Origin of the sequence: Rosenbergiella australiborealis, from assembly GCF_018494035.1 — a bacterium.
Lineage (GTDB): Bacteria > Pseudomonadota > Gammaproteobacteria > Enterobacterales > Enterobacteriaceae > Rosenbergiella > Rosenbergiella australiborealis.
This window is the reverse complement of the sequence record NZ_JABBFO010000012.1, coordinates 12,827-37,344: the sequence shown is the minus strand read 5'-3', so window position 1 is coordinate 37,344 and position 24,518 is coordinate 12,827. Positions and strand designations below refer to the sequence as shown.

Sequence of the window (24,518 nt, the reverse complement as noted above, 5' to 3'; positions counted from 1 at the left end):
TGATGAAAATACTAACCTTAAGACTTAAAAATTTGAACTCATTACGGGGTGAGTGGCGAGTCGATTTTACCCAAGCCCCGTTTAATGAAAATGGTTTATTCGCCATTACCGGAGAAACGGGCGCGGGTAAGACAACCTTGCTTGATGCGATTTGTTTAGCTCTTTACCATCAAACTCCGCGTTTAGGCAGTCTGTCACCGACACAAAACCAATTAATGACGCGTGGTACCAGCGATTGTCTTGCGGAAGTTGAATTTGAAATTAAGGGTGAAGCATGGCGAGCCTTTTGGAGTCAAAATCGCGCAAGAAACGACCACCGCGGAAAACTGCAGCCACCCAAAGTGGAACTTGCTCGATGCAGTGATAATAAGATTTTTGCCGATAAGGTGTCAGATAAACTCAAACTAATTGAAACCCTTTCAGGGTTAAATTTTCAACGTTTCACTCGTTCTATGATGTTGTCACAAGGACAGTTTGCTGCATTTCTTAATGCTCCTGTCGCCGAGCGAGCCGAATTGTTAGAGGAGCTTACTGGTACGGCGATTTATGGGCATATCTCACAACACGTGTTTGAACGACATAAGCAACATAAAATAGAACTTGATCATCTACAAGCCAAGCTCTCAGGTGTGACCTTACTCAATGAAACACAGCGAATTGCCTTACAGCAGCAACACGAAACCTTAGGCCTTGAGCAAGAATCGCTGCGACAACACATTGAACAACGACAAGCCGCTTTACATTGGCAGCATTATGACCAGCAACTCCTTAACCAAGTTACTCAATGCCAGCAAGCATTAGCCACCACGCTAGAACAAGAAGAACGTTTAGCCCCACTGCGTCACCAACTTGCGGCTTATCTCCCTGCGGCACAACTTCTCCCGACTTGGCAAACCCTACAAGAGGCTGAAGAAAAGCTGTACACCACCCGCGTTCACTATGAAACCTTACAACAACAGCACCAATTAGCTGAACAGCAACAACAAGCGAGTTATCACTCTTGGCAGATCGCAGTTCAAGCCGAGCAACAGTTTCAGCGCCACCAGCAAGCGCAACAGCAATTATGGGCCGATAAAGTCATTCCCCTTGATGAGCGTATCAAATACTTAATGCAGCAAGAGAGTGCGATCGCCCAACAACATGCTCCGCTACAACACGCGTATCAACAGAGCACACAAGATCTGGCGGTATTGAACCCGCGAGCGGAAAGGCTACAACAACAGATTACCGCCATCGAAACATGGCAAAACCAGTACCCTACAATCGCGACTTGGGGGCCTGAACTCAGCGGGTGGCAGCAAAATACTGAGCAATTGGCACTCGATAAACAGGCTTATCAAACACTCCATGAGCAATTTGAACAGCTAAAGATACAATTGACGGTGTTGGCGCGTGAACAGGCCCAGCAGCAGCAACAAATGAACGACGCTCAGCGTCTTGTCACAGAAAGTGAAGTCGCACTGACCGATCACCAACAGCGATCACAACACCATCATACCACCGCCGATGTTGATACCTTAACCCACTGGTATCATCAGCAAGGACATTTAACGTCATGTTATCAGCAATTACTGCGTTGGTCTGATCAGTGGCAGACCCTCGACCTTGCGCTGAACCAGGCACGAAGTGCCCACCACAACAGTGAGCAGCAGTTGACTGGCGTGGAACAACAACTCAGTACCCAGCAGCAACAGTTAAAAAGTGAAAAAACGCAATTACAGACTTTAGAAAAACTCTGTGAACTCGAACAGCAGGTCGCTGATTTACAACGATTACGCGATAGTCTGCGCGACGGTGAACCTTGTGCGGTATGTGGCGCTACCCGCCATCCAGGGCATCAAAAAAGTGATAATACAACGCCTCATCCCACTCACTTTGCAACGCGTGATACGCAACGCCATACTGTCGAACAACTTGCACAGACCGTGGTTCGTCTCGAGGCAGATCGTGCAAATCTCCAACGAGAACAATTACACCATCAACAACATATTGCACAGTTAGATGAATCGTTAGCCACACTGCACCTCTCTTGGCAACAGTACACGTTGCAACATGCCATTTCGTTGCCACTTGATGATCGTCAAGGTCTAGAGAAAAAACTTGCGACGCAATCCAGTCAGCAAGAACGCTATCAGCAGGTTCTCCAGCAGCAGCAGCAGTTTCAAGAAGCATGCTATCAGGCGGAGAAAACCCTACATCAGCATCAGCAACAGCGACAACGGCAACAACATGCGAACGCGTTAATCGCGCAACAGCATCAGCTTTGCCAGCAACAGTTGGAAGAAACCCAGCTACAGCTAAGGGTTGCAGAACAAAAATGGCAACATGCTCGTGCTGCATTAATACAACAGCTCGACAATCACGGTTTAGCGCCATCGACTCCCGAACAACTTATTGAGACGCTTCGGGAATATCAAGCTGTTTGGCGTCAATCTCAGCAACATCAAAAAGAATGGGTTGATGCTCGTACCGAGCTTCATACACTCAAGGAGCGCATCGCTGCATTAGCGCGGGAACAAGCGCAGCGGTTAACTGAACTCGAACATCATAAACAGCAACTCAAAGTGAATAATGAAGCCAAAGTGCACTGTCTCACAGAGCGCCGAGCATTGATTGGTGATCACAATATTAATGATTTGCGACAAGCTCTGCTTGAACACGCCGAGCATCACCGTCTTAATGAACAGCAACAACGACAGTGTTGGCAAAAAAACAAAGATCAACAACAGCAAATCAGTGGCGAATTACGGCAAATAGCGACCTATATTCAGGAATTAACTGCGCATTCTCAACAGTCGTTACATGTATTTAGCACACAATTAAGCGAATCCGTATTCGATAGCCAACAAGATTTTCTCAATGCTATTCTTCCTGAATCAACAATCAATGCGTATCGAATGCAATTGGAGCACGCTGCACAAGAAAGCGATCGTGCGAAAATCCGACTTCAACAAACAGAACATGCGGCTCAACAGCATAAGCTGACACAGCCTATGTTAGCGGTCGAACCCTCATCGATATTAATCGAGCAACGCGATCAACTCCAACAGCGTTATCAACAGGCTTTATTACAAAAAGGTGAAGTAACCCAACAGCTACAAGCCGATGATAAACTACGCCAAGAACAGTCAGCGCTGGTTGCGACCATTGCCACACAACAAGATAATTTGGTTAACTGGGATAAGCTAAATGAGCTGATCGGTTCGGCCAATGGCGATAAGTTCCGCCGTTACGCTCAAGGCTTAACCTTGGAACATTTAGTTTGGTTAGCCAATCAGCAACTCGGACGTTTACATGGCCGTTATCGGTTACAGCGTACTGAACGAGACTTACTTGAGTTACAAGTAGTGGATCAATGGCAGGCCGATGAGTGTCGCGATACCAAAACACTTTCTGGAGGCGAAAGTTTTCTGGTCAGTTTAGCCCTGGCTTTAGCGCTATCGGATCTCATGAGTGATAAAAATCATATCGACTCACTATTTCTCGATGAAGGATTTGGTACGCTGGATTCAGCAACGCTAGATACCGCGCTAGATGCCCTCGATAGCCTTAATGCCTCAGGAAAAATGATTGGGGTAATAAGCCATGTTGATGCAATGAAAGAGCGAATTCCTGTTCAAATTAATGTTAAAAAGGTCAATGGATTGGGCTTTTCATCATTAGCAATCAGCCATTAATTGATCGCTATAGAGGCTGAAAACTCAACGAAAATTTCGTATGATACGGGCCGCCCAAAGCAAACAGAGGAAAGTAAATGTTGTGGTTTAAAAATATGATGGTCTACCGTTTAACCCGAGAGATCCCTCTAGTTGCTGAAGAGATTAATGCTCAACTCGCTGCTAATCAGTTCAACCCTTGTGGCAGCCAAGATAAAGTTGCCATGGGATGGGTTTCGCCCCTCGGGCCACAGGGTGATACCCTCGTACATGCCAGCCAAGGACAGCTCTTACTGTGTGTACGTAAAGAAGAAAAAATGCTCCCAGCTACGGTTATCAAACAAGCGCTTGAAGCCAAAGTGCATCAGTTAGAAACGGAACAACAGCGTCGTTTGAAAAAGACCGAGAAAGAGTCACTGAAAGATGAAATTATTCACAGCTTACTGCCTCGTGCATTTAGCCGCTATAGTCAGACCTGGTTATGGATTGACATCGCACATCAGCGAATCATTGTTGACAGCGGGAGTGCCAAAAAGGCGGAAGATGCATTGGCGCTTTTGCGTAAAAGTCTGGGCTCGTTACCCGTCATCCCTTTTACATTGCAAACACCTGTAGAAATTACGCTTACTGAATGGGTACGTTCCGGTAATCCAAGCGCAGGGTTCACTCTACTCGATGAAGCTGAGTTAAAAGCAACATTGGAAGAAGGTGGCGTTATTCGTTGTAAAAAACAAGAACTAGTTTGCGATGAAATCGCCCATCATATCGAGTCAGGAAAACGCGTGACGAAACTTGGCCTTGATTGGCAAGAACGGGTGCAATTTTTACTTAATGACGATGCCTCAGTAAAACGCGTTAAATTTAGCGACACGCTACGTGAACAAAATGACGATATTAGCCGAGAAGATGCCGATTTACGGTTTGATGCTGATTTCGTCTTAATGACTGGTGAACTTTCTGCACTTATCGACTCGCTAACAGAAAGCCTTGGCGGTGAGGCTGAACACTAAAATAATAGTCTGCCGAGACTCGGCAGACTTAATATTTACAGATATCGGCAAAGATAAGCCGAAGGCTCTGCGACTTGTAAATGAAATTCACTGTGCTCTGGAACGTTAAACGCTGATCCAGCCTCAAACCATTGCCACTCCGTTTCTCCGGGGAGTAATACCTTGAGTGCGCCACTGACTACGGTCATCTCTTCGGCTTTTGCAGTGCTAAAAGTGTATTCGCCACTGTCCATAACCCCAACACTCGCTTGACCTGATAAGCTATTTTCAAACCCAATCGATCTTACTTTACCTTCAAAATATTCATTCGCTTTAAGCATACTATTTCCTTTTAGAAATATTAGGGACGATTCGTCTACTAGACAATTTCAACGTATTACGCGGTCAACGCATCATGACTGAGTGCCGTTAGAATATCTGTCACTATTTTTTCCGGCGGTTGATTAGCATCGATAACATGATGCGCGGCCTGCTGATAGAGTGGAGTTCGCTGTTGAAGCACATCATAAAGCTCTTCAGTAATAGGTCTTCCAGTCAAGGTAGGACGTTGCCCTATTTCCGGATCCGCAGTAAGACGTTCAACAAGAATTTGGTGATCAACACTTAACCAAATAACCGTCCCAGAATGGGACATATGATGACGATTATCTTCACGCAAGATAATCCCTCCCCCTGTTGCCACGACGGTATTGTTTGAGGCAACAGCGGTTAAGGTTTGATGTTCTTGCTGACGAAACATTTCCCAACCGTACTGTTCTACATAATCCGCAATACTTTGCTCTAAATGTTGTTGTAATTGCTGATCTGTATCGCAAAAATGATAATCGAGTTGCCGAGCGAGTAATTTTCCTACGGTCGTTTTACCGCAGCCTCTGGCACCGATTAGGTATACTGGAAATGACATAATCAGAACTTCCTCTACCGCCACGTCGGCGGATGTCTCCATGGTAAGGGTCAGTAGGCATCATAACTGGATTACTGGCCAACGGCTATCCTGCTAAGCGCAAGAAAACACATTTATTTACGGCCAGCCCCTTCCCTTTAAAGGAATAATCCCCATATCATCTATTACGCAGAGCGTTCCAAGCTTTAACAGGAGTGCCAATGCACCTTGTCGCTATTACGAAGAAGAGAGGTTTTCGATGCAAACTGATGAACAAAAACTTATTGATGACCTGTTTGGTCGCCTGCAACAAGCTGAAACGCAATCTAGTGCACGAGACAGCGGCGCAGAGCAACGCATAAAACAGCACCTGCAAGCTCAACCTGATGCCCCTTATTACATGACGCAAGCAATTATTATTCAAGAAGCCGCGCTGAAAAAACTCAATGACCGTGTTGCCCAACTTGAGCGTCAAATCGCAGAACAACCTAAACAAAGTAGTGGTGGGTTCCTCTCCGGTCTTTTCGGTGGTGGAAATAGCCGTCCACAAAGTGCTCCGCAACAAAATAGTGGTTGGGGTGGTAGTAATCCGCAAAGTGCAGCACCTCAGCAAGGCTATGCTCCTGCACCACAACAGCCAGCTGCACGTGGAACGGGCTTTTTAGGTGGCGCACTGCAAACCGCTGTCGGTGTTGCAGGCGGGGTTGTAATGGCGGATATGCTAACCAGTATGTTCCATCATTCACAACCAGAAGAAATTGTAAATATTATCAACGAGCCACCGCTAGAACAGCCTAATTACGATTCAAACTTTGATACGTTTAATCAGCAAGCCGATGCGAGTAACTTTGATCACAGCTGGGATGCGCCGCAAAATGACGATAGCAGTAGCTTCTTTGGCGACAGTAGCTTTGGTGATGACGACGATAGTTTTCTCTAATCGACTCACTAAGGTTTAACCAGCACGAAACCACTTATCAAGTTCATTAGCAAATAGCTGACGATCTTTCTGACTCAACGCTGCGGGCCCTCCAGAAGGAATACCACTGGAGCGCAGCGTTTCCATAAAATCCCGCATCACTAAACGCTGCCTAATCGTATCTCGAGAATAGCGTTCACCACGCGGATTAAGGGCCTCTCCCCCTTTTTCCAAGACTTCAGCGGCTAACGGAATATCACTGGTAATAACCAATTCGCCTTTTCCAACACGCTTCACAATTTCGTTGTCTGCAACGTCGAAACCGGCTGATACGCGTAACGTCTTTAGGTATTCCGATGGGGGGACACGTAAGGATTGATTCGCGACGAACGTCACCACGGTTTTGGTTCTCTCTGCAGCCCGGTATAATACTTCTTTAATCACTACCGGACAGGCATCAGCATCTACCCATATCATGTTATTCTCCATCTCTACGCAGGGTGATAGTTAATTGTGTATAGTAATAACTTACAGTCGATTTGTCATAGAGAAGGTTCAATAGCAATATGGAAAATTTGAAAATAGGCTTTTTAGGTTGTGGTAACATGGCCAGTGCAATGATCAGTGGCCTAGTAAATAGTCAGGCACTTCCGGCAAAAAATATTCTCGTCTTCGATCGTAAGCCCAAAACGAACAGTGATCTTCACGATAAATTTGGCGTCACTGCCATGAGCAGTGCAGAACAACTCGCACAAACTGCCGACTATTTAATTGCCGCCGTTAAACCAAATGTATTACCGGACATGCTCAAAAAGCTCTCTGCTCATCTGCGCCAAGAGACTGTGATTGTTTCCGTTGCCGCGGGCGTGACACTAGCCACCCTAGCCTCCGCCCTCCCCCAACAACAAAAAATTGTTCGTGTGATGCCCAATACTCCCTGCTTAGTTGGCGAGGGAATGAGTTCTATTACCCCTAATGACCAAGTGACAGAAGAAGAAACTGAAACGGTTGTCACCCTTTTCAGCCGTTTTGGTAAGGCCGAGGTAGTCAGCGAATCCTTAATCCATGCCGTAGTAGGTGTCAGTGGTTCTGCGCCGGCTTATATCTACATTTTAATTGAAGCCATGGCCGATGCGGCTGTACTAGGCGGAATGCCAAGAGCAAAGGCGTATCAATTTGCGGCTCAAGCGGTTAAAGGATCTGCAGAGATGGTACTAGAAAGTGGTAAACATCCAGGGGAATTGAAAGATAACGTTTGTTCGCCGGGCGGTACGACTATTGAAGCCGTCGCAGTACTTGAAGAGACGGGTTTTCGCTCATCAATTATGCAAGCAATGCAGGCTTGCATTGCAAAATCTGATGCATTAAGCAAAAAATAAACGAACTCAGTAGAGATTAACGTTTCTATCGAGAACAGCTTTACTTAATAAATTCACTCAATATCGGCAATAAGCAATATTGAGTGAATACGTATTATGATTTTTTCAAACAACTACTCATGAATGACTTACGCTCTGCACCCGCCAACTTCTTATCTTTTGCCGTTGCATTACAGGTCTTCATTTTCTGTTGTTGGGCAGTTAGGCCGCCTACTTTACTGTCTTTCTTCAAGCAGTTGCTCATAAAGCTTTTACGGTTATCACCTTTAAGGCTCTGTGAGCTGGCCTTCTGATTACATACCGTCATCTTTTGTTGTTGAGGTGTTTTCTCAGCAGCTGAAGCATAACCTGCCACTAATGTCGTTGCCAATGCAAGGGTCACTAACATCTGTTTCATTCGACTTCTCCTTATGAGTCCACATGGTAATTCTCAGATATCCTGTAGAATTACTTATAAGAATACAACCATTTAATAAGGGCACGAAGAAACTATTTGTTAATTATCGTGATTGACAAAAAAGTCTACGGTCCACCAGGGCCGCCACCGAAGCCACCGCCGCCGCCGCCTCCACCACCACCGCCTCCACCTGGGCCACCCCAAGGCGGAAGAATACAACCACTTAAGCTGACGGTGAGTGCAAGCACCGTTAAGAGTTTAATTAATGTTTTCATTTGCACATCCTTCTTTTTCTCAGAGATCCAATTCTACATCGGGAATGAACCAGAAAAATCTGCAACTGATTAGGGTTAATAATCAATTACTGTTGCTTACCAAAATCAAACGCAAGACATACTAATTAGTTACGGTTTTTACTCATTACCCGCAATAGACGCTTGAAATAATGCCTGTTTTATCTGCTAGGAAATTAATGCGATGAAGATTAAAATCCATAGATACGGAGGCATAAGCAGGAATGACCCGCACTGGCTCATCAAGTTGTAAACGCTCTGCTGCCGTGAGCGGTTTACCGACATAGTTCTGAAATTGCGAGGCACTACACATGTCGTCGTCCGGTAAGTATTGTGCTGACGCAGGGGGCTGTGTATGACTACAGGCCGTAATAGTGGCACAGAGGGTTAAGCAAAAAAATAGGGTGATACGCTTCATATTCTCCTCAATCCCTTAATTAGACGAGAAATTCAATCGGATGTTGTTCCTAAGGATATTCACACCCGATTGGCTGATTGGCTGATTGGCTGATTGGCAAATTTACTGACTATCTTGCTCGAAATGCGTTTTAAATTGCTCATAGATCGAGAGCATATTACTTGCATCGCCCTGCAACGGGCTTAGCTTACCCGCTCTGACTAATTCAACGACTAACTGTAATGCGGCTTGTTTGGGATTTTTTTCTGGATGAGCAATATTTTCATACTGACGAGTGGTATTTTCCGACATAGTAAACCTTATTATCTAAAATCTTATGGCAAGGATAGTGTAACTCAGTTCCTACTTTTCTGGCAGAATAGTAGAAACTAAACTCAGATTTTCTCAATGAGCTTCCCTTTACCCGAACAGGAGTCAGGTATGTTAATAGGATTTGTATTACTGGTGAGTGCATGTGGGAATGATGCTTGTGACGCGCTACCGGTGACAGAGACTATTTATCCTACTCTGGCCATTTGCCAACAAATGGAAGCCCGTATACATAAAGTGAGACCCAATGTTGTGCTGCTTTGTGGAGAAGTGCATCGTGATCGTCCCGAGTAATAATTAAGCATCGCCCGTCGTATACTGGAAGATAATAACGTGAAACCTGTTGTTCGTCGCCCACGTCGACCTATTGGTCATTGGGTTTACTACTCACTCGAAGAGGGATTATTGTGGCCATGCCCTGTACATTGGGAGTGGGAAAGTAGTTATGGTGGTTGGCTCCCTTTTTATTGCTCACCAACTTTAGAATACATTGCCGCAGATCCTAAGAAAGTGGTAAAACGGCGCTTGGATTCAGCGACCACCACTGCAACAGTAGCACGAATAAGAGAGTATAAATTGCGAGGAAGCGAAGAGTAAGGTAGCACCGAGGGTGCCACCTTTAAGGATTATGCGTTTAATGTATAGTCGAGCGTGATTTCAGTATCGAATAACTGGGATACAGGGCAGCCGGCCTTAGCTTGTTGGATAATCTCATCAAACTCTTTTTCATCAATGCCCGGGAGTTTGACTTGGCTTTTCAGCGCGACTTTAGTGATCTTAAATCCTTCGCCAACCTTATCTAATGATACTGTCGCCGTCGTATCAATACTTTCTGGAGTATGTCCCGCATTACCAAGCATCAGTGATAGCGCCATTGAGAAACAGGCTGCGTGTGCACCCCCCAATAATTCTTCTGGGTTTGTACCAGGCTTACCTTCAAAACGGGTATTGAAGCCGTAAGGTTGAGCAGTCAGTGCACCACTTTCTGTACTAACAGTTCCTTTACCTTGCTTGATATTACCTTCCCAATGCGCGGAACCACTTTTCAGAGTCGTCATAATTACTCCCATTAAAAAAGTACGTTTTTTCAGTTAGAGTATAGAAGTATTTACCAGTTCTTCCACCAACGCGGATAGGGATGCCAACTATTTTTTGAAGTTAATTACCATGCGACCTGAAATTTTCCCAGCTTGCATCTCTTCAAAGATGGTATTGATTTCCTCAATCGGTCGTAAAGCGACTTTGGGTGTAACCTTCCCTTCCGCAGCAAATTGGAAAGCTTCAGCCAAATCTTTACGTGTACCGACTAAAGACCCTACGACTTGAATACCGTCGAGCACTAAGCGGGGAATATCAAGTGCCATCGATTCAGGAGGTAAGCCAATTGCCACCACTTTTGCCCCAGCTCTGACACTGAAAACTGCAGAGTGAAATGCAGATTTAGCCACCGCTGTCACCAGTGCTGCATGAGCACCTCCACATTTTTCCTGAATTATGGCTTGCGCATCTTGGTCTCGCGAGTTGATGACAATATCGGCGCCCATTGACCTCGCCAAATCCAGTTGTTGTTCATTAATATCAACAGCAATAACTTTGGCATTAAAAACATTTTTGGCATATTGGAGCGCCAAATTTCCCAAGCCGCCTAAGCCAAAAATAGCTATCCATTCACCAGGTCGAATATCACTGACTTTAAGGCCTTTATAAGTAGTCACCCCGGCACAGGTAATACTGCTAGCTGCTGCGGAATCTAGACCATCAGGCACTTTAACCGCATAGTCAGCATGGACGATACATTGTTCCGCCATCCCTCCGTCGACAGTATACCCAGCATTTTTTACCGAACGACATAAGGTTTCTCGGCCGGTATTACAATATTCGCAGTGTCCGCAACCTTGGTAAAACCATGCAACACTCACCCTATCGCCAATCTTTAAGGATTTTACGCCTTGTCCAAGTTTACTGACTATACCAATCCCTTCATGCCCCAGAATAACGCCGGTTTTATCTCCGAAATCACCATTTTTTACATGGAGATCAGTATGGCATACCCCACAACACTCCATAGTGAGGAGCGCTTCACCATACTGCAACTCTCTTAATCTTTTATCCTCAACACTTACTTGATGATCATGAGTGACTATCGCTGCTTTCATCTCGATTCCTCTCAGTCCATGCTGTTAAATAATTCATATCTACTCTACGCCTTTCCGCATAGATTAATTTGATGTACATCAATTATCACCCAGTGGATTATTGAGAATATTTAATAAATATTGATGACGATGTATTATTTAGTCTGAGAGATATCATTACTTTTTTCAAAATATTTAAAACTATCAGCTTATTAAAAATAATATTAATGAAGGCAATTACTAAAAATGATCCAGAGTTAAAGGTAATGCATGGTAAGAAAGAATTTGTGAAAAATATATTTTCTCACCACATACAAACAAGAGTTTAGACGCAGCTGCTACTCGGCATTATCACCGATGCAGATAAAGCGCTGTTGATGTCGTGGATAAAATACATTCAGGCGGTGCAGGCTGCAGATATCACACATGCACCAGATATCAGCTTGCCGGAAAAATTGAATAGAAATTTCGTTTTACGTCCGTAGTGTTCTATTCAAATTTTTAATAGCAGAATGTCGGGGAAATAGCTCTCATCAAGGCCAAAACTGCCTTTAACCTGGACGTTGTCGGCATGAGCTTCCGAACGAATCTCAAACTCCACTATTACCCCCATCTTTACCAGTTACTTTTCTGATAACCATGTTGAGCTGTCCACGCTCGCCGCTAAGACCCAGCTCAATGTGAAGCCGCGAATTCTCCGCGTGCCGGGACTCGACTCACTTGCGATGGCGACCGGGCTTGCCAGCTGTGTGCCTTTGCCTACGTCTCGGCGTGGGAATGCAAAACCATTTCCGAAGCCCGCCTGTATCATCAGAACTTCAGCCAACGCGAAATCATGGTTATCTGGCTGGACTTTCTCCACTGATGAAGCCCGCGAAAGCGGTTTTTTTATGCCTGCTGCCAATTTGCTGCCACTTCAAAAAAAAGGGGCTGACCATTGGCCAACCCCTTGTTCATTATTAACTTGTCGATGTCGCGTTAGCGAGACCTTAGCTAAGACGCTCTTTGATACGAGCTGACTTACCAGTACGCTCACGCAGGTAGTACAGTTTAGCTTGACGTACAGCACCACGACGTTTGACAGTGATGCTGTCAATGACAGGTGAGTGAGTTTGGAAAACACGCTCAACACCTTCGCCGTTTGAAATCTTACGAACAGTGAATGCAGAGTGCAGACCGCGGTTACGAATAGCGATAACCACGCCCTCGAATGCCTGCAGACGTTTTTTAGAACCTTCAACGACCCATACTTTCACTTCCACGTTGTCACCTGGACGGAAGGAAGGTACGTCCTGTTTCATCTGCTCTTGTTCAATTTGTTTAATAATGTTGCTCATAATTGTATCTCTTATCCTGGGTAAACTGATATTAAGGGAAGTCAGACTTCCTCATCATCATGTTGTTGTTGATGTTCCTGACGGAACGCGTTCAACAATTTTACTTGCTCTTCAGTCAGAGCCAGGTTTTCCAGAAGTTCAGGTCTTCTTAACCAAGTACGTCCTAGCGACTGTTTCATACGCCAGCGCTTTATCTCAGCATGATTTCCCGACAGAAGTACTGCTGGGACCTCTTCGCCTTCTAACACCTCAGGTCGGGTATAATGTGGGCAATCGAGTAAACCGTCAGAGAAAGAATCCTCATCTGCCGACGCTTGTTTTCCCAATACTCCAGGAATAAACCGAGAGACTGAGTCAATCATCGTCATGGCCGGTAACTCTCCACCACTTAACACGTAATCGCCAATTGACCATTCTTCATCAACTTCGGCATTAATTACACGCTCATCAATCCCTTCGTAACGACCACAGACAAAAATTAATTTGTGCTGTGTCGCTAATTCACAAACTCCTTGTTGATCGAGTTTGCGACCTTGAGGCGAGAGATAAATGACTTTCGCATTCTCACCCGCTGCGGCTCGTGCTGCATGAATAGCATCCCGTAAAGGCTGCACCATCATTAACATTCCAGGCCCCCCACCATAAGGACGATCGTCCACGGTACGGTGCTTGTCATGCGTGAAATCACGAGGACTCCAGCATTGAATGTCTAGCAGGCCATTTTTGACCGCTCGGCCAGTTACCCCGTACTCGGTAATCGCACGAAACATTTCAGGAAACAGGGTGATAACACCAATCCACATATTTCGTCGCTCAGTTACCGTGATATCCGGAGATCAAAAACCAGGATCCCAATCAACTTCAATTGTTGAAGTTGCGAGATCGACTTTTCTGATAACCTGTCCATCAAGAAACGGGATTAACCGTTCCTTCGCACCAAAAGCATCTTTCAGGTTTGCCTTAACGACTAATACGTCGTTCGATCCGGTTTCCATCAAATCAATGACTTTTCCCATTTCGTAGCCTTGGAGGTTAACTACCTTACAACCCATTAGGTCTTTCCAGTAGTAATCACCATTATCCAACGCAGGCAAGTCAGCAGCGTTAACCGATATTTCGGCATTCGTCAATTGGGCTGCTGCATCACGATCATCAATACCTTTGACCTTGATGATTAGATCCTGATTGTGATGACGCCAACTCTCCAGTTCAATCAACTGCCATTTACCGGCGTGATGAATAAACCAAGGTTGATAGTCAAAAATACTTTCAGCATTTTCGGTGGAGGAAAACACTTTGAGCCAACCGCGAATCCCGTAGGGCGCACCTAACTTACCCAAAACCAGTGGGTTAGCCGGGGGCTGTGCGGAGTTAATTTTGGTCATGCTCACCACCGTGACAGATTAAGCTGCTTTTTTTGCTTCTTTGATCAGTGCATTCACACGATCAGACAGAGTTGCACCCTGACCAACCCAGTGTTCAATGCGATCTAAATCAAGACGCAGACCTTCAGCCTGGCCAGATGCAACCGGGTTGAAGAAACCAACACGCTCGATGAAACGACCGTTACGTGCATTGCGGCTATCAGTGACAACCACTTGGTAGAACGGACGCTTTTTTGCGCCGTGACGTGCTAAACGAATTGTTACCATAACATCCTCTTAAGTTAATAAAACAACTGGGCCCCATCGAGGAACGGGGCCCAGTTGCAATATAAAAGCCCGAAAATTTTACTGATTTTGGCGCAAAAAGCAACCGCTAATGTAAAAAGCCCGGGTCTTTTCGTTTTCGGCTTAACGCCCAGGGAATCCAGGAGGCATCATTCCTTTCATGCCACGCATCATCTTGGCCATACCGCCCTTCTTCATTTTCTTCATCATCCGCTGCATATCATCAAACTGTTTTAGCAGACGGTTAACGTCTTGAACTTGTAAGCCACATCCATTAGCAATACGACGTTTACGAGAACCTTTAATGATTTCAGGCTTCGCACGCTCTTGACGTGTCATCGAATTAATAATCGCTTCCATACGGACTAATACTTTATCGTCCATTTGCGACTTCATGTTCTCTGGCAACTGTCCCATACCGGGCAATTTACCCATTAGGCTGGTGAGTCCACCCATGTTTCGCATCTGCTTTAACTGCTGCAGGAAGTCATCTAAGTCGAAACCATCGCCACTTTTCAGCTTCTTCGCGAGTTTCTCCGCTTCTTTATGGTCAACTTTGCTCTCGATATCTTCGATCAGAGAGAGCATGTCGCCCATGCCTAAGATGCGGGACGCTATACGATCGGGATAGAACGGGTCTAAGGCTTCGGTTTTTTCACCGACCCCCATAAACTTGATAGGTTTACCGGTTATATGACGGATGGAGAGCGCTGCACCACCGCGCGCATCGCCGTCAACTTTGGTTAAAACGACACCAGTAAGCGGCAGGGCTTCATTAAATGCCTTCGCCGTATTTGCGGCATCCTGACCGGTCATCGCATCAACGACAAACAGGGTTTCAACCGGATTAAGTGCAGCATGGACGTCTTTGATCTCGTCCATCATCGCTTCATCAACGTGTAGACGACCGGCGGTATCGACGATTAATACGTCATAGAATTTTAACTTAGCTTCTTTTAAAGCGTGATTAACGATATCTACCGGCTTCTGACTCACGTCGGAAGGGAAGAAGTCGATGTTCACTTGCTCGGCTAAGGTTTCAAGCTGGCGAATCGCCGCTGGGCGATAGACGTCTGCAGAAACAACCAAGACTTTTTTCTTCTGCTTTTCGCGCAGAAATTTACCCAGTTTACCGACACTTGTTGTTTTACCCGCCCCTTGTAGGCCGGCCATTAATATGACCGCAGGGGGTTGTGCCGCTAGATTAAGGGTATTATTTTCAGCCCCCATTGCGGCAATCAGTTCATCACGGACAATTTTAATGAACTCTTGCCCTGGAGTCAGGCTTTTGTTGACATCGTGTCCGACCGCACTCTCCTTGACGCGGGCGATAAACTCACGCACCACAGGGAGAGCAACGTCCGCCTCCAGTAACGCCATGCGAACTTCACGCAGCGTTTCTTTGATATTTTCTTCGGTCAGTCTGCCGCGACCGCTAATATTTCGCAATGTTTGCGACAATCTATCTGTTAAGTTATCAAACATTATTCACGACTCAGATGTGGGTTGGCGAAGCCGCCTGTGAGACATATTGTGCCTATCATAGCATGAAGTTACAGAGATCTCTGCAATTGTACTGAGATCGTTTGGCGCAGACTGCAGGTAACGTTATACTGGACGTTTAATGGTAAAATTTAAACGAATCCATCATCTATGTCTGTGTTTGCGATCGTGGCGTTATTCGCCTATTCCCTAAGTCTTGCCTTAATCATACCAAGCCTACTGACGCGTAGTAATGGCTGGCGAATGATGGCAATGTTTTCCGCTATTGTGGCGCTGATTTGTCATGGTGTCGCGATCGAAGAGCGTATTTTTACGCTGGAAAATAGCCATAACTTCAGCTTACTCAATATCGGTTCGCTAATTAGCCTGATTATCTGTGCGATCATGACCATTGTGGTGTCGCGTAATCGGGGCTGGTTGCTGCTACCTTTTGTTTATACCTTTGCGTTGATCAATCTCGCTTTCGCGACCTTCGTTCCCAATGCGTTTTTGACGCATCTCGAAGCAACACCGGGTATTTTGATCCATATAGGCTTTGCACTTTTTGCTTATGCTACGTTGATTATTGCGGCCTTGTATGCGTTACAGTTAGTATGGATTGATTATCAGCTCAAGAATAAAAAATTAACGTTCAATCATGAAATGCCACCGCTTATGGTTTTAGAACGTAAAATGTTCCACATCACCCAAGTTGGCTTTATTTTACTTACCTTAGTTTTAACGAGTGGAATCTTTTATTTACAAGATTTTTTTAGTGCTGAGAATATGGATAAGGCTATTCTTTCTTTTCTAGCTTGGTTTGTTTATCTCATTTTACTGTGGGGCCATTACCAAAAAGGTTGGCGTGGACGACGTGTCGTCTGGTTTAACTGTAGTGGTGCCGTGCTATTGACCATGGCTTATTTTGGTAGTCGTGTGCTACAGCAATTACTCACTCATTAAGGATTGTTTCAGTGGACTCTGTCTCGACCACGTCGTTGATTATTATTCTCGTTGTTATGGTTTTAGTTTCTGCTTGGTTTGCCGGTTCTGAGACCGGGATGATGACGCTCAATCGCTACAAACTTCGTCACCATGCTAAGCAAGGCAATCGGGCAGCAAAACGGGTCGAAAAACTGCTAAAACGCCCTGATTTATTAATAAGTCTAGTGCTTATTGGCAACAATCTTGTCAACATACTCGCTTCGTCTCTCGCCACTATTGTTGGAATGCGGCTCTATGGCAATGCTGGCGTGGCGATAGCGACCGGGATATTAACCTTCGTGGTATTAATTTTTGCCGAGGTGCTACCGAAAACAATCGCTGCGCTTTATCCCGAAAAAGTCGCTTATCCAAGTAGCTTACTGCTCGGTCCGATTCAGACAATCATGCTTCCTATTGTCTGGTTATTGAATACCATTACTCGTTTTTTAATGCGCTTGGTTGGAATTAAAACAGAAACGTCGATGAGCTCTGCCCTGAGCAAAGAGGAGCTGCGAACTATCGTCTATGAATCGCGTAATTTAATGTCGCGTCGTAATCAAGATATGTTGCTGTCCGTACTCGATTTGGAGAAAGTTACCGTCGATGACATTATGATCCCGCGTAATGAAATTGTAGGGATTAACGTTAATGATGACTGGAAAACGCTAAGTCGTCAGCTGACACACTCGCCACATGGCCGCTTGGTACTCTACCGCGATACCCTTGAAGACTGCGTCGGAATGCTACGGGTTCGTGAAGCTTGGCGGATAATGAACGATAAACGTGAGTTCACCAAAGAGAACTTGCTACGTGCCGCTGATGAGATCTACTTTATCCCAGAAGGAACAGCGCTCAACCAACAGCTTGTCAAATTCCAACGGAATAAGAAAAAGACCGGTTTGGTCATCGATGAATACGGTGATATCAAAGGACTGGTAACTATCGAGGATATTCTTGAGGAAATCGTTGGTGATTTTACAACATCAATGTCTCCGTCTCTGGCTGAGGAAGTTATGCCACAAGATGACGGCTCAGTATTGATTGAAGGCAGTGCCAATGTTCGTGAAATTAATAAAGCCTTCAGCTGGGATCTCCCTGAAGATGGCGCACGCACAATTAACGGAATGCTATTAGAGTTTCTTGAAGAGATCCCCGAAAAAAGTCGTAAAGTTAAATTGGGGCAATACGCCATCGAGATCCTCGACGTACAAGATAATATGGTGAAGCAAGTACGGGTTATGCCGAATAAGCCCCTCAAACAGAGCTAATCCCGTCTTATAAAAACGCGACGCCTATAACGTCGCGTTAACTCTAAATTACCACTACACGCTATGATTCGACTTTACTACTCACCCGGGCCTAAGGGTCAAGGATTTACCTCACTGCTACAAATTCGCTTGCCCCCTATAGCTAGTTTACAGAAGGACCCTCTCGAAGCGATCGCGCAGTTTAACATTCAGTGACACTCGCCTTATTAGGCTTATTCATAACGCGTCTCTTTCACTACCTTGCGATACGTGATTTTCTACCGACTATGACGTAACCAAACTTACCGCAACTAGGTGGCTTCACCCCTAAATAAAAACGGATTCAATTCTTGTGAGGATTGTCGGTGTAAAATCAAAAGTGGGTGTATACACTACCCTTTGCTGCACATGACTTCCGCTTTCGACTGGATATAATGTTGATTCACTCGGACCGAGCAGTAGGCCAGTCTCGATAATCTAGCAGTACAACGCGGATAGCATTGATAAGCGACGCAGATCAATGTCTTCCATGCCTATTATCAGGCTTGATAAGGATATTACGTAATTATCCGGGGTAAAAATAATAAAATACCATAATGAATAATATCAAGCTGGAGACACTTACGTGAAAGGAAATTATAAACCCAATATTTTTCATAGCCCATTATATGTTAAAGTTTCAGAATATTTATTCCATTCAAGCAAGGCAACCGTCTTCACACGAATTGCAGCAGGTATCATTGAAAAGATTGAGGAATTTCCCCATATCAATATAGAAGTGCTGGCATTATATTGCACGACTACGCCTTCCAGCATAACGAAATTCTGTAAAATAATCGGCTATGATAGTTTTTCGGAACTACGTAATAACATCACCCACTATAATAACTCAAAAACTTATTTAACATTAAGCGATGAGCGAGAAATAATTAATGATATTTATAAATATCTGCCAATAGAAAAGTGTGAACAGATGGCTAAATTAATGGTGAATGAAAATAAAATCCTCATCATCACCAACGATTTCACCTTCAATATTGCTAATATTTTTAGAGAAACATTGAGCAGCGTTACCCGAACCGTCTACCTCGCCAATCGTCAAAACGACGAGCTGATTCACTCCCTATATGGTATCGTCGATTGTGTAGTTATATTAACCTTTAACGGCGATTGGATGAAAAAAAAGAGATGGTGCTCATTGATCCCTGATAATACCTCTTTGTTCCTCATCTCGACGAGAATTCCGTCTATTATTGCTGGCCAGACAGATATATGGGTACCCATTAATGGTTATCCTGATTTGATGACGTCTAATTACCACTCTCATAAATTCATGGAAAGTGTTGCTTATATTATCGTTAAAAAGTTTATTGAGATCGCATAATAGTTTTCTAAATTTGGAAAACGAAAAGATTTGCTTAGTTTCCCCCTCTATCTTAGATTCCGAAGAACTAATATTAACGTTCGGGGATTTAACATGTCCAGCAGAGCCGAAATAGATACTATAATTGATGGGCTAGGTGGCAGAGAAAATATCAAAGATTATTTCCATTGCGCCACTCGTCTTCGTTTTAGCCTCTATGATTATTCTTTAATTGATCAAGAAAAGCTCAAGTCTCAACCCTCGGTACTAACAGTTATTATTGCAAGTGGACAATGCCAGCTTATTATCGGTAACGGAGTGGAAAACGTTTATCAAGAAGTCAATAAATTCATCAAAAATATCGATGCAAGTAAAACGATTGATAACTCTAGTGAGAATGAAATCGATCACACTGAAGCGACCAAAGAAAGTAAAATCAATATCGTTTTTGGATTTATATCCGGAAGTTTCCTTCCTATTATCGGCATCATTTCTGCGGCAGGATTACTTCGTGCAGTGACGACAGTACTAGGGGGATTTTCCTATTTTCATGGCAGTGAGACACTGAAAGTAATTACTCTGATTGCCAATGTTCCCTTTCATTATCTCCCCGTCATACTCGGGTTCAGTATCGCAAGAAAGCTCAAATCGAACGAGTTGGTCGGCGCAGCGATTGGGGCAGCATTACTTTATCCAGAGTTTACCAAACTCGCAGGCCAAACCTTACATTTCTCGGGTATTCCTATCACGATTGCAGATTACTCGGGTACCGTTTTTCCCATATTTTTCGCAGTTATCACTGCCGCATTTTTGGAAAAATTACTAAAGAGAGTTGTGCCTAACTCGTTACAGCTGATGATTGTTCCCTTAGCTATTTTAGTCACCGTTATCCCTGTTACCCTCATTTTCCTCGGTCCTTTTGGCGCAATTCTTGGCGAATATATGGCAAAAGGCATTCTTTATGTCATCAATCTTAGCGGACTTTTATCCGGGATATTTATCGGTGCCTTTTATTCTATAATCGTTATGTTCGGTCTGCATTGGGCCTTAACCCCTATCACTTTTACAAACCTCGCTCATGGTGGTGACCCAATCTATGCAATAGGGGGAATGTCAGCCATTGCACAAATGGGTATTGCTTTAGGCATTTTAATTAAATCGAGAGATAGTAAAACACGTCAACTCGCAGGCAGCGCCTTCTTCCCTGCACTAATTAGTGGTATTACCGAACCCATTTTGTATGGACTTATTATTCCTAATAAGAGAACCCTGCCTTTTATGTTTATATCAGGGGCTGTCGGAGGAGGAATTATTGGTTTTTATGGTGTTAAGATCAACGAAATCATTTTTGCAAGCCTTCTCTCTATTCCCTCTGCCCAAAATATTCTGGTTTATACCGTTGCTCTTTTTGCCACCTTACTAACCGGAGCATTGTTGGTAATAATTTTTGGTTATGAATCTAACTCTGACGTTTCAGGAGACAAAAAATGAGTATCGATAAAGTATCCTTCCCAAAAGATTTTCTATGGGGCGGCGCTATTGCTGCTAACCAAGCGGAGGGAGCATGGAAAGAAGGCGGAAAAGGGGCGAGTGTTGCTGATATCAATGAATTTGTGCCGCACAAGGATCTTGCCTCCATGTCAAATAAAGAAATGACTCGCGAAAAAGCACTGTTCGCTTTACAAGATTCTAACGGTATTTATCCTAAACGTAACGGTATCGATTTTTATCATAGCTTTAAGCAAGATCTTGCACTGCTGAAAGCGGCAGGACTTAAGTCGTTTAGAACATCCATTAGTTGGCCTCGTCTATTTCCTAATGGCGATGAGAGCCAAGCTTGTGAGGAGGGGTTATTGTTTTATGATACGCTTATTGATGAAATTGTTCGTAACGATATGGTTCCATTGATAACGTTATCGCATTATGAAATGCCCTTAAATTTAGCATTCTCCTATAATGGATGGAAGAATAGAAAACTAATCGATTTCTTTTTTATTTTCGCCAAAACGTGTTTGGACCGTTACCATGATAGAGTAAAACTATGGATCCCCTTTAATCAGATTAATTTGATAAAATATGAATCCTTTAATCACTTAGGTATCTTCCAGGAAGATAATAATAATCTTGAACAAGATAAATTCCAAGGTATCCATCATGAGCTAATTGCCTCTGCAAAAATAAAGGAATATGCAAAAAACCTTAGCGAAGAGATTAAAATAGGCGTTATGTTATACAGTGACTTCTCCTATCCTGAAAATAGTACGCCTGAAGATAATTTTGCCACCTATCAACGCAACCAATACGAAATATATTACGCAGATGTTTTACTCCGCGGTCAATACCCCGGATATATTAAACGATTCTTTGAAAAAAAGAATATTACTATTATAACTCAATCGGATGACGACGAATTATTAAAAAACACTGCTGATTTTATGAGTTTCTCCTATTATAACACGACGTTAAGCAATGCGAATATCGCGCAAAATTTTTCTAAGAATAGCGTGAGAAACCCTTCTCTACCGGCAAATCCGTGGGGCTGGTCGATAGATCCTAGCGGACTGCGTTATGTTCTCAACTTCTACTGGGACCGCTGGCAGAAACCACTTTATATTACTGAAAATGGTCTTGGGCATTTTGATCATGTCATCAATGGTCAGATCGATGACGACTACCGAATCGATTATTTAGCAAGTCATATTAAGGCAATAGGCCAAGCTATCGCTGATGGTGTTGAGGTTAAAGGCTATTATATGTGGTCTCCTATTGACCTTGTCAGTTGCTCTTCAAGCCAGATGACCAAACGCTACGGTTTGGTTTATGTCAATTACGATGATCAAGGCGCTGGCGATGGTAAACGTATTCCTAAAAAGAGTTATTCATGGTTTAAAAAAGTAGTGAATAGCAACGGAGATAGCTTATTAACTTATTAATGGAAGATTTTTAATAGCGTGCTGAATGAAGAATGAAAAACCTTTCCCTAGAGTGAGGAGCGTCGTAGGCGATGTTCAACACGTGTCGAGTTCTATTTTGAGCACCACCTATTAGTGGTTATTTTTACCGCCTGTACTCGATATGGAGTGGTGTTTATTATTTATCACCTAGTATCTGCCTGTTCTCAAGACAAAACTACATTCTGTGCCATGATTAAATAACTGGTTAATAATCAGATTTCATTTAGTCCTTCCGCACATCACAAGGAGAATCTCTTGAAGAATAGTCAATATCACTCCCCCCTTCGCCATGAGGGGACTGTCGGCCTCGGCGACTACGCTGCGATTGGCGAAGGACGTTCCGTTGCACTAATAGCCCCAGATGGAGGTATCGATTGGTGGTGCGTTCCGCATATGGATTCTCCAGCGTTATTTGACCGCCTACTCGATACCGATATTGGTGGCTATTTTAACCTAACACCGGTTGGCGACTATAGTGTCAAACGTCGTTATCGTGAAGCGAGTAATGTCTTAGAAACGGAATACACCACCGCCGAGGGCAAAGCATTATTCACCGAATCAATTAACAGTAATTTAGCCGGTCCCCTACCCTGGAATGAGCTTGCACGGCGTATTGAAGGAAAATCGGGAAATGTAAAATTCCGACTAACTATACGTTTCGGCACTCAAGTCTCTACGCGTTCTCCTTGGTTAGAAACCACTGCTCAAGGTAACGTTTTCCATATAGGTGATCTTATCGTGATGCTACGTTGTAGCGATGATATCACTCTTGTGGCGTGCCAAGGTTCTTACGTAGAAGCAGAATTCACCACGACGCCCTCTTCTCGCTCATTGTGCGCATTACTGGTTTCACAATGCGAGCCACTGGCGGTCCCCAGCATTGAGGCGATTGATAACCGTATTGAGACCAGCCATCAAGCCTGGCAATATTGGGTTCACCATCTACATTACCAAGGTGACTACCCGCAACATGTTATTCGCTCAGCATTAGCACTAAAATTTTTATGGTTCTCGCCGACGGGTGCGCTAGCTGCGGCGGCGACGACGTCTCTTCCTGAAGGTATTGGCGGTGAGAAGAATTACGATTACCGTTACGCTTGGATTCGTGATGCATGTTTAATGATCAAATCCTTCGTATACATTGGCGCACTTGAAGATTGCCAAGCTGCCTATTCATGGTTATCCAAAACCATTATGCGACACGGAGAAGAACTTCTCACCTGCTACAGCCTTGAAGGCGATGAAGTACCGGCTGAGGAATATTTAGACTTACAGGGCTACAAAGACTCATTGCCTGTACGTAAAGGTAATAATGCTCGGCACCAACGGCAATTGAGTATGTACGGTGACATGTTGGCAGTCGGTCAGCTTTTCGTTCAATCAGGACATATACTCGATCTCGATACTTCACGATTACTTAGCCGTCTTGCAAATCAATGTGCTGATCGCTGGCGCTTGAAAGACTCGGGCATGTGGGAACTCCCCAGTTTAGAACATTATACTCACTCAAAAATGGCCTGTTGGTTAGCGCTAGATGCCGCTGTCGAATTAGTAGATGCGGGGCACTTGGAGTCGACATGGCGCCAACGTTGGGCAACAGAGCGTGACCAAATTGCACAGTGGATTGAAGAGCATTGTTGGTCAGAGGAAAGACAAGCATACCGTTTTTATGCGGATGACAATGGACAGCTTGATGCCGGATTAACGTTGGTTTACCGCTATGGCGATCGAGTGAATAAAAAGCGTATGCTTTCCACCTATCACGCTATCATCGATGAACTCGGCCACGGTGGCCCGCATCTTTATCGCTATAGTCATGTTGAACAAGAAGAGAGTACTTTTGTGGCATGCTCATTCTGGATGGTGGAAGCATTAGCAGCATTGAAAGAAAATAAATTGGCAAAAAGCAATATGGAGCAGATCTTAAAGACGCTCTGCAACAGAGGCAATGTCGAAACCTTTAATGAGATGTTCGATGTTCGTACCGGAGAATGGCGAGGGAATTTACCACAGGGTCTAAGTCACTTGGCCTTAATTTGCGCCGCTCAAGCCTTAGGGAAACAACCGCTATCCGGTAAATAG

At 44.3% G+C, this 24,518-nt stretch carries 27 protein-coding genes and 1 pseudogene; 14 read left to right on the top strand and 14 right to left on the bottom strand.

Going from position 1 to position 24,518, the window contains the following annotated elements; all coding sequences use genetic code 11:
• The first annotated feature begins 2 nt into the window (after positions 1-2).
• Complete coding sequence (locus HGT73_RS11900; protein ID WP_214215312.1) at positions 3-3,677, top strand: AAA family ATPase; 3,675 nt, start codon at positions 3-5, stop codon at positions 3,675-3,677.
• Positions 3,678-3,754: 77 nt separating this feature from the next.
• Complete coding sequence (gene rdgC / locus HGT73_RS11895) at positions 3,755-4,666, top strand: recombination-associated protein RdgC (RefSeq protein WP_214215310.1); 912 nt, start codon at positions 3,755-3,757, stop codon at positions 4,664-4,666.
• 35 nt (positions 4,667-4,701) lie between these two features.
• On the opposite strand, the gene ppnP is transcribed toward rdgC, so the two are convergent.
• Complete coding sequence (gene ppnP / locus HGT73_RS11890) at positions 4,702-4,986, bottom strand: pyrimidine/purine nucleoside phosphorylase (protein WP_214215308.1); 285 nt, start codon at positions 4,984-4,986, stop codon at positions 4,702-4,704.
• A 56-nt stretch (positions 4,987-5,042) separates the two neighbouring features.
• Complete coding sequence (gene aroL / locus HGT73_RS11885) at positions 5,043-5,570, bottom strand: shikimate kinase AroL (protein WP_214215306.1); 528 nt, start codon at positions 5,568-5,570, stop codon at positions 5,043-5,045.
• Between the two features lie 238 nt (positions 5,571-5,808).
• Between aroL and HGT73_RS11880 the strand changes: the two genes are divergently transcribed.
• Positions 5,809-6,489 (top strand): DUF2076 domain-containing protein, encoded by a 681-nt coding sequence (locus HGT73_RS11880; RefSeq protein ID WP_214215298.1) that lies wholly within the window; start codon positions 5,809-5,811, stop codon positions 6,487-6,489.
• A gap of 15 nt (positions 6,490-6,504) precedes the next feature.
• Here HGT73_RS11880 and HGT73_RS11875 read toward each other — a convergent pair whose 3' ends face one another.
• Positions 6,505-6,945: a YaiI/YqxD family protein gene (locus HGT73_RS11875; RefSeq protein WP_214215297.1), complete on the bottom strand. Its 441-nt coding sequence runs from the start codon at positions 6,943-6,945 to the stop codon at positions 6,505-6,507.
• 89 nt (positions 6,946-7,034) lie between these two features.
• On the opposite strand from HGT73_RS11875, the gene proC reads away from it, so the two are divergent.
• Positions 7,035-7,847, top strand: coding sequence for a pyrroline-5-carboxylate reductase (proC, locus tag HGT73_RS11870; protein ID WP_214215296.1), 813 nt, complete (start codon positions 7,035-7,037; stop codon positions 7,845-7,847).
• 94 nt (positions 7,848-7,941) lie between these two features.
• Here the strand turns inward: proC and HGT73_RS11865 are convergent, their stop codons facing one another.
• The 4 genes from HGT73_RS11865 to HGT73_RS11850 form a co-directional block, all read right to left on the bottom strand.
• Positions 7,942-8,244: a PsiF family protein gene (locus HGT73_RS11865; protein WP_214215295.1), complete on the bottom strand. Its 303-nt coding sequence runs from the start codon at positions 8,242-8,244 to the stop codon at positions 7,942-7,944.
• Between the two features lie 125 nt (positions 8,245-8,369).
• Positions 8,370-8,519: a hypothetical protein gene (locus HGT73_RS11860; RefSeq protein WP_214215292.1), complete on the bottom strand. Its 150-nt coding sequence runs from the start codon at positions 8,517-8,519 to the stop codon at positions 8,370-8,372.
• 145 nt (positions 8,520-8,664) lie between these two features.
• Positions 8,665-8,955, bottom strand: a complete 291-nt coding sequence (locus tag HGT73_RS11855; RefSeq protein WP_214215291.1) for an I78 family peptidase inhibitor — start codon at positions 8,953-8,955, stop codon at positions 8,665-8,667.
• 102 nt (positions 8,956-9,057) lie between these two features.
• Positions 9,058-9,246: a hypothetical protein gene (locus tag HGT73_RS11850; RefSeq protein WP_214215290.1), complete on the bottom strand. Its 189-nt coding sequence runs from the start codon at positions 9,244-9,246 to the stop codon at positions 9,058-9,060.
• Between the two features lie 129 nt (positions 9,247-9,375).
• On the opposite strand from HGT73_RS11850, the gene HGT73_RS11845 reads away from it, so the two are divergent.
• Together HGT73_RS11845 and HGT73_RS11840 are read left to right on the top strand one after the other, a co-directional pair.
• Positions 9,376-9,558, top strand: a complete 183-nt coding sequence (locus tag HGT73_RS11845) for a hypothetical protein (protein WP_214215289.1) — start codon at positions 9,376-9,378, stop codon at positions 9,556-9,558.
• Between the two features lie 39 nt (positions 9,559-9,597).
• On the top strand, positions 9,598-9,861 hold the full coding sequence (locus HGT73_RS11840) for a hypothetical protein (RefSeq protein WP_214215414.1): 264 nt from the start codon (positions 9,598-9,600) through the stop codon (positions 9,859-9,861).
• A 29-nt stretch (positions 9,862-9,890) separates the two neighbouring features.
• On the opposite strand, the gene HGT73_RS11835 is transcribed toward HGT73_RS11840, so the two are convergent.
• Both HGT73_RS11835 and adhP read right to left on the bottom strand, forming a co-directional pair.
• On the bottom strand, positions 9,891-10,322 hold the full coding sequence (locus HGT73_RS11835) for an OsmC family protein (protein WP_214215288.1): 432 nt from the start codon (positions 10,320-10,322) through the stop codon (positions 9,891-9,893).
• Positions 10,323-10,409: 87 nt separating this feature from the next.
• Positions 10,410-11,420 (bottom strand): alcohol dehydrogenase AdhP, encoded by a 1,011-nt coding sequence (adhP, locus tag HGT73_RS11830; RefSeq protein WP_214215287.1) that lies wholly within the window; start codon positions 11,418-11,420, stop codon positions 10,410-10,412.
• Between the two features lie 314 nt (positions 11,421-11,734).
• Here adhP and HGT73_RS11825 point away from each other — a divergent pair, with 314 nt between their 5' ends.
• Positions 11,735-11,884, top strand: a complete 150-nt coding sequence (locus tag HGT73_RS11825) for a tail fiber assembly protein (protein ID WP_276516247.1) — start codon at positions 11,735-11,737, stop codon at positions 11,882-11,884.
• 171 nt (positions 11,885-12,055) lie between these two features.
• A pseudogene (locus HGT73_RS11820) lies at positions 12,056-12,258 on the top strand (phage tail protein); the annotation flags it as partial.
• Positions 12,259-12,388: 130 nt separating this feature from the next.
• Here HGT73_RS11820 and rplS read toward each other — a convergent pair.
• The 5 genes from rplS to ffh all read right to left on the bottom strand — a co-directional run bounded on the left by rplS (position 12,389) and on the right by ffh (position 15,891).
• Complete coding sequence (rplS, locus tag HGT73_RS11815) at positions 12,389-12,736, bottom strand: 50S ribosomal protein L19 (protein WP_071434367.1); 348 nt, start codon at positions 12,734-12,736, stop codon at positions 12,389-12,391.
• Positions 12,737-12,777: 41 nt separating this feature from the next.
• The gene (trmD, locus tag HGT73_RS11810; RefSeq protein ID WP_214215286.1) at positions 12,778-13,539 is read right to left on the bottom strand and encodes a tRNA (guanosine(37)-N1)-methyltransferase TrmD; all 762 of its coding nucleotides are present in this window, start codon (positions 13,537-13,539) and stop codon (positions 12,778-12,780) included.
• 33 nt (positions 13,540-13,572) lie between these two features.
• A complete protein-coding gene (gene rimM, locus HGT73_RS11805) occupies positions 13,573-14,121 on the bottom strand; it encodes a ribosome maturation factor RimM (protein WP_214215284.1) in 549 nt (182 codons plus the stop codon).
• An 18-nt stretch (positions 14,122-14,139) separates the two neighbouring features.
• Entirely contained in the window at positions 14,140-14,388 is a 249-nt protein-coding gene (rpsP, locus tag HGT73_RS11800) for a 30S ribosomal protein S16 (RefSeq protein ID WP_214215281.1), read from the bottom strand.
• Positions 14,389-14,529: 141 nt separating this feature from the next.
• Positions 14,530-15,891, bottom strand: a complete 1,362-nt coding sequence (gene ffh, locus HGT73_RS11795; RefSeq protein WP_214215280.1) for a signal recognition particle protein — start codon at positions 15,889-15,891, stop codon at positions 14,530-14,532.
• A gap of 168 nt (positions 15,892-16,059) precedes the next feature.
• Between ffh and HGT73_RS11790 the strand changes: the two genes are divergently transcribed.
• From HGT73_RS11790 to HGT73_RS11765, 6 genes are all read left to right on the top strand, one after another.
• A complete protein-coding gene (locus HGT73_RS11790) occupies positions 16,060-16,851 on the top strand; it encodes a cytochrome C assembly family protein (protein WP_214215279.1) in 792 nt (263 codons plus the stop codon).
• 11 nt (positions 16,852-16,862) lie between these two features.
• Entirely contained in the window at positions 16,863-18,140 is a 1,278-nt protein-coding gene (locus HGT73_RS11785; protein ID WP_214215278.1) for an HlyC/CorC family transporter, read from the top strand.
• Positions 18,141-18,744: 604 nt separating this feature from the next.
• Entirely contained in the window at positions 18,745-19,503 is a 759-nt protein-coding gene (locus tag HGT73_RS11780) for a MurR/RpiR family transcriptional regulator (RefSeq protein WP_214215277.1), read from the top strand.
• 93 nt (positions 19,504-19,596) lie between these two features.
• On the top strand, positions 19,597-20,973 hold the full coding sequence (locus tag HGT73_RS11775; RefSeq protein WP_214215275.1) for a PTS transporter subunit EIIC: 1,377 nt from the start codon (positions 19,597-19,599) through the stop codon (positions 20,971-20,973).
• Positions 20,970-22,415, top strand: a complete 1,446-nt coding sequence (locus HGT73_RS11770; RefSeq protein WP_214215273.1) for a glycoside hydrolase family 1 protein — start codon at positions 20,970-20,972, stop codon at positions 22,413-22,415. The genes HGT73_RS11775 and HGT73_RS11770 overlap by 4 nt, the downstream gene beginning before the upstream one ends.
• Positions 22,416-22,691: 276 nt before the next feature.
• The gene (locus HGT73_RS11765; RefSeq protein WP_214215272.1) at positions 22,692-24,518 is read left to right on the top strand and encodes a glycoside hydrolase family 15 protein; all 1,827 of its coding nucleotides are present in this window, start codon (positions 22,692-22,694) and stop codon (positions 24,516-24,518) included.

What these genes read in the sequence shown, in the direction of transcription:
- HGT73_RS11900 (WP_214215312.1), top strand. Translation starts at nt 3, where the DNA reads ATGAAAATACTAACCTTAAGACTTAAAAATTTGAACTCATTACGGGGT.
- rdgC (WP_214215310.1), top strand. Translation starts at nt 3,755, where the DNA reads ATGTTGTGGTTTAAAAATATGATGGTCTACCGTTTAACCCGAGAGATC.
- ppnP (WP_214215308.1), bottom strand. Translation starts at nt 4,986, where the DNA reads ATGCTTAAAGCGAATGAATATTTTGAAGGTAAAGTAAGATCGATTGGG.
- aroL (WP_214215306.1), bottom strand. Translation starts at nt 5,570, where the DNA reads ATGTCATTTCCAGTATACCTAATCGGTGCCAGAGGCTGCGGTAAAACG.
- HGT73_RS11880 (WP_214215298.1), top strand. Translation starts at nt 5,809, where the DNA reads ATGCAAACTGATGAACAAAAACTTATTGATGACCTGTTTGGTCGCCTG.
- HGT73_RS11875 (WP_214215297.1), bottom strand. Translation starts at nt 6,945, where the DNA reads ATGATATGGGTAGATGCTGATGCCTGTCCGGTAGTGATTAAAGAAGTA.
- proC (WP_214215296.1), top strand. Translation starts at nt 7,035, where the DNA reads ATGGAAAATTTGAAAATAGGCTTTTTAGGTTGTGGTAACATGGCCAGT.
- HGT73_RS11865 (WP_214215295.1), bottom strand. Translation starts at nt 8,244, where the DNA reads ATGAAACAGATGTTAGTGACCCTTGCATTGGCAACGACATTAGTGGCA.
- HGT73_RS11860 (WP_214215292.1), bottom strand. Translation starts at nt 8,519, where the DNA reads ATGAAAACATTAATTAAACTCTTAACGGTGCTTGCACTCACCGTCAGC.
- HGT73_RS11855 (WP_214215291.1), bottom strand. Translation starts at nt 8,955, where the DNA reads ATGAAGCGTATCACCCTATTTTTTTGCTTAACCCTCTGTGCCACTATT.
- HGT73_RS11850 (WP_214215290.1), bottom strand. Translation starts at nt 9,246, where the DNA reads ATGTCGGAAAATACCACTCGTCAGTATGAAAATATTGCTCATCCAGAA.
- HGT73_RS11845 (WP_214215289.1), top strand. Translation starts at nt 9,376, where the DNA reads ATGTTAATAGGATTTGTATTACTGGTGAGTGCATGTGGGAATGATGCT.
- HGT73_RS11835 (WP_214215288.1), bottom strand. Translation starts at nt 10,322, where the DNA reads ATGACGACTCTGAAAAGTGGTTCCGCGCATTGGGAAGGTAATATCAAG.
- adhP (WP_214215287.1), bottom strand. Translation starts at nt 11,420, where the DNA reads ATGAAAGCAGCGATAGTCACTCATGATCATCAAGTAAGTGTTGAGGAT.
- rplS (WP_071434367.1), bottom strand. Translation starts at nt 12,736, where the DNA reads ATGAGCAACATTATTAAACAAATTGAACAAGAGCAGATGAAACAGGAC.
- trmD (WP_214215286.1), bottom strand. Translation starts at nt 13,539, where the DNA reads ATGTGGATTGGTGTTATCACCCTGTTTCCTGAAATGTTTCGTGCGATT.
- rimM (WP_214215284.1), bottom strand. Translation starts at nt 14,121, where the DNA reads ATGACCAAAATTAACTCCGCACAGCCCCCGGCTAACCCACTGGTTTTG.
- rpsP (WP_214215281.1), bottom strand. Translation starts at nt 14,388, where the DNA reads ATGGTAACAATTCGTTTAGCACGTCACGGCGCAAAAAAGCGTCCGTTC.
- ffh (WP_214215280.1), bottom strand. Translation starts at nt 15,891, where the DNA reads ATGTTTGATAACTTAACAGATAGATTGTCGCAAACATTGCGAAATATT.
- HGT73_RS11790 (WP_214215279.1), top strand. Translation starts at nt 16,060, where the DNA reads ATGTCTGTGTTTGCGATCGTGGCGTTATTCGCCTATTCCCTAAGTCTT.
- HGT73_RS11775 (WP_214215275.1), top strand. Translation starts at nt 19,597, where the DNA reads ATGTCCAGCAGAGCCGAAATAGATACTATAATTGATGGGCTAGGTGGC.
- HGT73_RS11770 (WP_214215273.1), top strand. Translation starts at nt 20,970, where the DNA reads ATGAGTATCGATAAAGTATCCTTCCCAAAAGATTTTCTATGGGGCGGC.